This window comes from Desulfonatronospira sp., assembly GCA_003563255.1.
Lineage (GTDB): Bacteria > Desulfobacterota > Desulfovibrionia > Desulfovibrionales > Desulfonatronovibrionaceae > Desulfonatronospira.
The window spans coordinates 1-6,520 of the sequence record PWSL01000204.1 but is presented as its reverse complement, the minus strand read 5'-3'; the positions used below and the strand labels follow the sequence as shown (position 1 = coordinate 6,520).

Annotated in this window: 5 protein-coding genes; 3 read left to right on the top strand and 2 right to left on the bottom strand. The window is 46.9% G+C overall.

Going from position 1 to position 6,520, the window contains the following annotated elements:
- Window positions 1–610 precede the first annotated feature (610 nt).
- Window positions 611–985 (bottom strand): flagellar basal body rod C-terminal domain-containing protein, encoded by a 375-nt coding sequence (locus QZP87_RS06015; protein ID WP_291322019.1) that lies wholly within the window; start codon window positions 983–985, stop codon window positions 611–613.
- Window positions 986–1,877: 892 nt separating this feature from the next.
- Between QZP87_RS06015 and QZP87_RS06010 the strand changes: the two genes are divergently transcribed.
- The 3 genes from QZP87_RS06010 (at window position 1,878) to QZP87_RS06000 (ending at window position 5,692) form a co-directional block, all read left to right on the top strand.
- Window positions 1,878–3,185 (top strand): GAF domain-containing sensor histidine kinase, encoded by a 1,308-nt coding sequence (locus tag QZP87_RS06010; RefSeq protein WP_291322018.1) that lies wholly within the window; start codon window positions 1,878–1,880, stop codon window positions 3,183–3,185.
- Window positions 3,186–3,192: 7 nt separating this feature from the next.
- Window positions 3,193–4,347 (top strand): response regulator, encoded by a 1,155-nt coding sequence (locus QZP87_RS06005; RefSeq protein ID WP_291322017.1) that lies wholly within the window; start codon window positions 3,193–3,195, stop codon window positions 4,345–4,347.
- Window positions 4,348–4,456: 109 nt separating this feature from the next.
- On the top strand, window positions 4,457–5,692 hold the full coding sequence (locus tag QZP87_RS06000) for an HDOD domain-containing protein (protein ID WP_291322016.1): 1,236 nt from the start codon (window positions 4,457–4,459) through the stop codon (window positions 5,690–5,692).
- A 7-nt stretch (window positions 5,693–5,699) separates the two neighbouring features.
- On the opposite strand, the gene QZP87_RS05995 is transcribed toward QZP87_RS06000, so the two are convergent.
- Window positions 5,700–6,275: an isochorismatase family cysteine hydrolase gene (locus QZP87_RS05995; RefSeq protein ID WP_291322015.1), complete on the bottom strand. Its 576-nt coding sequence runs from the start codon at window positions 6,273–6,275 to the stop codon at window positions 5,700–5,702.
- Window positions 6,276–6,520: the final 245 nt, after the last annotated feature.

Genomic DNA, 6,520 nt, shown 5'->3' with positions numbered 1-6,520 from the left:
TTTATAACCTGTCTCAATTGGGGACAGGCACTTTTGCCGTTTGAAAACTTGCAATTGAACAAAAAATCAGGCGGCAAAAGAGCCAGTCCCCGGAGGTCGATATATAAGTTTCGCTGTAGTGTTAATAGTTAATTGTAGAAAAACAAAAGCCTAAAGCAGGCTATGCCCGCAACCCAAGAAAAAGAAGTGCTCTTATCCCAATTGGGACAGTCCAGCACTTATTTTTCTGATGAATAAGTTACAGCCATGAGATTTACAAAAATAAGTGCGGGACAGTCCCATTAGCAGGCGCTGAAACCTCGTCTCTGTTCGAAAATTTTCTCGTTTTTTATGACAGGGTCTCAGGAGTAAGTCACTAAACTGATACGTTCTGAACAGTTACAAAGTTTTTTTGTAATCATTTGTTTTTATTAGTTTTTTTTGACAGATCTATATGTCTTTCGGGTCAGGCTATGTATCTATCCAAATTCATTGACATAATTTCTTACAACCAGGAACGAAGAACCAAGAACTTTGAACTCTCAAGTTACGTTGAAACCTGTCAATTGTAAAAAATGTTGGCGGAAAAAAAACCAGTCACCGGAGGTTGATAATAAGTTTCACTGCAGTGTTAAGTCGTCATGTTTATTACATGGCCCAACATGTCGTCCCGGGTGCGTACGGCGGCAGCGTTGGCGGCATAGGCTGTCTCGTTTTGCTGCATCAATACAAGTTCGGAAATAAGATCCGTGTTGCTTGGCCTTAAAGCTCTTTCTTGAGCCTCGGCTGCAGCCTGATCCTGCATCTCCCGGGCATGTTCCAACGCCTGGTCCCGGATCTTTTCCACGGTCTGAGGCCTTACACCCTGCCTGTTGCCAGCCTCTTCCAGGATAACCCGGCTGGGTTCAAAATCTCTGGTATTTACGTTGGCCACGTTGTGGGCCGCCACCTGCTGGCGTAACCCGAAGCTGTGAAAAGCTCCCATTCCGGGAATACCGTTTATCATAAAAACACCTCTCTTGAAAAAATTAACGCGGGCTTTGCCCGCCACTCAAATAATAATAGAGTGTTTTGTCCACCTCAGTGGAATTTCTACTAATCAACCGGGTGGGCAGCAGTCATTTTCAAAAAATATGTAACAGTTAAGCGCTTTGCATGTGGCACGGGACTGGCTCTCCCCGCACTTATTTTTTAGGGCAGAAAGGCTGCAGAACATTTGAAAAAAATAAGTGCGGGGGTGCCTGTCCCCTGCTTTCCTTAGAAAAGGGCTAAACTGATACAAAAATATCGACTTGTACTCCAGTGGTCCGGGGTTTCGGCAAACAGAGTGCGGAGTGCCTGTACCCTGCTTTCCTGAAAAGCGCAAAATAGATAATATTTTTTGAGTTTAAAAAAATCATTGATTTAATTAATATAATATTGTAATTTTACATAAAAGTCAAATCAGTTTTTGGATAAAGTGCCAAAAAGCCTGTAACTTCCTGATTTATATAACAGTACTTTGGCATGAAAGCAGAGTTCCCAAGCCGGCTGCAATCTTCACCATAAGGAAAGCAGGGGACAGGCACCCGCAAACCTTTTTCTGAAGGAAAATTGACAGGTTTTAAAAATTAGTGCGGGGAGAGCCAGTCCCCGTGCCACATGGTTACGATCCAAACGATGGTAAACATTCAGAGTTGCCGGAACCGGCCCGGGGGTATCTGTTTAGCGCTTTTAAGGAAAGCAGGGGACAGGCACTCCGGGACCCCCAGGCCCTGTGCAAGCAATCACCACCCATGACCCCCTGAATGATTACAAACGATAGAATGGCTGCTACAAAGTAACTGTTAAAATTTTGTCGGAAGAATGATTTTCCGGCTGACCCCAGCACCTTGAAAACCCTTTGGCAGGCTTAACCAATGAATACCTTCAAGGAATCTTTGTCAGACCATACCAAGCCTGAAGCTCTTCAAAGCGTGGTTCGTCTTCTAACAGACAACACCCTTGCTCTCAAGGTTCGACTGGACAGGAGCCTTGATATTATCTTGAAAAAAATCGGGGCCCGCAGGGGGTCCGTCATGCTTAAAAGTTCAGATGAAAACAGTCTACGGGTGGAAGCGAGCACTAATCATAATATAATCGGCCTGGTTCAGGAGATTTACCCGGAGTCTATCTCAGGGTATGTTTATTATAATTCCACCCCCTTGCTTATTGAAAACATTAACCAGCACGACAAGTTCAGGCCGAGAAAGGGCAGGTCTTCCTCTTACAAAACTGCATCCCTTTTATGCGTTCCTCTTCAGGGTGCACAAAAAAATACCATTGGAGTAATCAATTGTTCCGACCGGGATGATGATTCTCCTTTCACTTCGGAAGACTTTCAGGTGCTTCAGGATTATGCGTCCTGGATTTCTCCTCTGGTGGAAAATTCCTGCCTGATGGACAGGCTTGCCGAAGAAAAAGAGCGTTATAAGGCTTTGGTGAGGGAGTTAGAGTTAAAGCAAAGGGAGTTGTTAATCACTTATACCGAACGTACCGAACTTGTGCAGATGGTTGTCCATGATTTCAAAAGTCCGCTGTCAGCTGTAATTTCCAATCTGGATCTTTTAACGTATATGGGTGTAAGCCGGGAGCAGGACAATGTTTTAAAAACAGCCCGTAACGGAGCCAGCAAACTGTTTGAGATGATAGACGAATTCCTGGAGATCGCCCGCCTGGATCACTGGCAAGAGGAGAACACATGCCGGATTGGACCTGTAGAGCTTTTGCCCATTGTGCAGCAGGTGATTGAGGAAGCCAGGCCTACCACATCCTCTAAAGGACTCTCCATCTCTCTGGGCAAGGCCGGCAAGGTAACAGTCATGGCTGACAGCACCCTTTTATCGCACCTTTTCAGCAATCTTATTTCCAATGCTGTCAAGTATACCTGTGAGGGCGGCAATATTATTATCTGGTGGGAAACCCTGGAGACCAGAAGGGCCGGAGACAGATATAGCCGGATAGTCAAGATAGCAGTGCAGGACAATGGTCCCGGGATACCTGACAACCTCAAGCAAAAGATCTTCGACAGGTTTATCCGGGCAGAGCGGGACAAAGGGATCCAGGGCACCGGCATTGGTCTCTTCATCTGCAACCGAATAGTAACCATGCTGGAAGGCCATATCTGGGTTGAGGACGCACCGGGCGGAGGCAGCCTTTTCTGTGTGACCATGTATTCACCAGACTGAGGGTATTATGCTGGACAAAGATAAAAGCATCCTGATTGTAGATGACATTGAACCATCAAGGGAAACAGTTGTCAATTTTCTTCGCGTGTTAGGGTACCAGAAGACCAGGGAAGCGGCAGACGGGAAGGAAGCTCTTGAGATACTTGAACATAGCCATGATATTCAGCTGGTTATTTCAGACTGGAAGATGCCCCGTATGAACGGGGCCGAGCTTTTACGCTGCATGCGCTCTTCTTCCAGGTGGGAGGATCTCCCGTTTATTTTTCTAACGTCAAGAAGTGAATCCGAGGATGTGGCCGAGGCCTCAGAACTCGGCGTCACCGAATACATGGTTAAGCCCTTGAGCATTGAAGTGCTCTCGGAAAAGATGAGTACTGTAAGCACTGAAAATCCGCGTCAGAAATTGTACAACGTGCTAAAAGAGGTAAAGCACGACTGTGCCTTAAATAATTTCAGCTTGGCAGTAAAAAGGCTGAGTGACCTTCTTGAACAGACACCTTCCATGAAGGCCCGAATATATTATGAGACTGCCCGGGTCTATTATCAGGCTGGTGAAACCAGTCAAGCCAGGGAAATGGTAGATCAGGCCTTAAGCCACAACCATCTATTGGGAAAAGCCTGGCATCTCAAGGCTGAACTTGAAAAGAATGAGCAAGCCTGGGAAGAAGCCAGGGCCAGCCTTGATAAGGCCCTGGCAATACAGCCGCGTAGTGTAGATTTTTATTTAGCTCAAGGCGATATCTTATTATACATGCAGGATTACTACAGGGCCAGGGAGAGTTTTCAAAGAGCCATCAACGTATCCCCGGAAGAGGACTGGATAAAGAGAAAGATCTGGGAAATTTATTTAAAACATGATCTTTGCGGGCAGGCGGAAGCAAATTTTGGATCCCTTGTCATCGACTGTCTGAGCTCTGATGTCATCAACAACTACGCTGTTGCCCTTAGAAAACAGGGGCAGAAGTCCCGGGCTGTGGAGCTTTATGCTGTGGCATTAAAAAAAGATCCTGACAATCCGGGTCTATTATTTAACGCAGCTGTATCGGATTATTATAATGGAAACTTTCGAAGGGCAGTAAGACGTCTTCAGAAGGCTCTTGAGGAACACCCAGGATTTACCCAGGCTGAAGTTTTTCTCAAGAAGCTTATGAAAGAGAGTTAGCTCGCCCTTTATCTAGGGTTCCGGGCACAGGCCTGCCTCAGTTGCTTATTCACGGAGCCCTGTCATAAGTGCTATTATCAAACAGCCTTAAACGAGCTGGAGCCAGAGAGTGGAAATACTGCAGCACCATCCTGTTTTTGTTGCCAGGCAGCCCATCTTTACACGTAAAGACAGGGTGCAGGGGTATGAACTGCTGTTCAGGGAAGGGCAGATGCAGCAATCCGCAAATATTTTTGATCCTGTTCAGGCCACTCTGGATGTTATTTCATACGGATTTGACCTGGCTGCTTCAGCTATAGGCAGGCCCAAACCTGTTTATATCAATTTTCCTCAGGAGTTGCTGATTCGAAGAAGCGCTCTGGCACTCCCCTCAAATCAATGCGTGGTGGAGATTCTGGAAACTGTCAAGCCCGAACCTGAAGTCATTGAGGCCTGCCTGGATCTGAAAAAAAAAGGATACAGGCTGGCCCTTGATGATTTTTACGGTCAGCCCGGATACGAAAAACTTCTTGATCTGGCCGATGTAATCAAGGTGGACATCCTCAAGATGCACCCCTTGGAAATCAAAAAAATCGTAAACTATCTTTCAAATAAAAAAGCCAGATTGCTTGCGGAAAAGATAGAGCACGTAAAGATTTACCAGTATTGCAAGCAAATGGGATTCGACTTGTTTCAGGGGTTTTTCTTCTGCTCACCCCAGTTGATGTCCGGATGCAAACTGACCCCTAACCAGAATTCAAGGCTGGAATTGTTTAAAAAGCTTGCCCATGATGAGTGGTCGCCCAGGCAGTTAGCGGGAATCATTCAGAATGATGCGGCGCTGAGCTATCGTTTGCTCCGGTACATCAATTCAGCTTTTTTTGGTTTTAGAAACAAGATCACATCAATTGAGCATGCAGTAAACCTCCTGGGAGCCATCCAGATCTCCCAGTGGTTGCAGGTGGCCATCCTGTCTGATCTAAGCACTAACGCAACAAGTCAGGAGACATCACGTCTGGCAACCCAGAGGGGGAAATTTCTGGAGCTTTTATCTGAATCGCATCAGGATCCGCCTTTCAAACCGCACTCCATGTTTCTACTGGGCCTGTTCTCCCTTTTGGATGCCCTGCTGGGTCAACCCCTGGAAGATATTCTCCAGGATCTGCCTATTCAAGAAGATATGAAAAAAGCCCTGATAACCCAGGAAACACCTTTCACCGCCTGGATCAGTCTGGTCAAGGGGATGGAAAAGGGCAACTGGGAGGATGTCCAGGACGGCTGTCTGGCCCTGGGAATGATACAGGATGACATTGCCCGGATTTACAACAACTCCATTATCTGGGCCTCTAAGGCCATGCCGCTGTAACCCAATATTAAGCTTGACCGGTCACTGAGCCAAGAGGCAGGCATTCTATGCCCATGTTCTGCATGTCTTCGATGTTGTTATCTGCTATACGCTTTGAACTGGCAGAGCAGGCATCGGTGACCACAACCACCCGGTAGTCCCTGGCCAGGGCGTCCACGGCAGTGGAACGGATGCAATTGGGATATTGCGTGCCTGCGATGACCAGGGTTTTAATTCCCAGTCGGCGCAGCAGGAGGTCAAATTCGGTAAATAAAAATGCGCTGAAGCGTTTTTTTACAAGGACGTAGTCTTCCGGCTTTACTTCCAGTCCGTCGACGACTTGAGCACCCGGAGTTCCTGCAACGCAGAGGCCTTCTTTGTCCTTGAAGAGGTGTACCCTGGTGTACTCCACGTCGCTGCCGTCCGGGCGATGCTGCCGGGTTACATATATTACTGGCCACTTATTGGACCTGAAGTAAGCCGCCAGCTTCTGGATGGCCGGAATGGTCTCCATGGCCCCGGGCACATAGCAGGGGGAATCCGGCAGGACCACGTCGTTTTGCATGTCGATAACAGCCAGGGCCGGATTGTCTGTAGAATTCATAAGATACCTCGAATACATTTGAGAAATACATGTTATCAGTAAATTTTAACACTACAGCGAAACTTATTTATTGACCTGCGGGGTCTGGAGAAGTTTAAACAAAAGCTTGCAAGGCTGTAAAAGTTTATTGCAGAGCCTCAAAATATCTTGCCGGCTGCAACAGTTCGTAATGGGGCAGAATGCCTGCAGTATCCAGGAGTACCCAGCCTCCAATGAGCAGAAACAGGCAGCAGGCTGATATCCTG

Bases quoted from the DNA above. Each gene is read 5' to 3' on its own strand.
- QZP87_RS06015 (WP_291322019.1), bottom strand. From the start codon at position 985: ATGATAAACGGTATTCCCGGAATGGGAGCTTTTCACAGCTTCGGGTTA.
- QZP87_RS06010 (WP_291322018.1), top strand. From the start codon at position 1,878: ATGAATACCTTCAAGGAATCTTTGTCAGACCATACCAAGCCTGAAGCT.
- QZP87_RS06005 (WP_291322017.1), top strand. From the start codon at position 3,193: ATGCTGGACAAAGATAAAAGCATCCTGATTGTAGATGACATTGAACCA.
- QZP87_RS05995 (WP_291322015.1), bottom strand. From the start codon at position 6,275: ATGAATTCTACAGACAATCCGGCCCTGGCTGTTATCGACATGCAAAAC.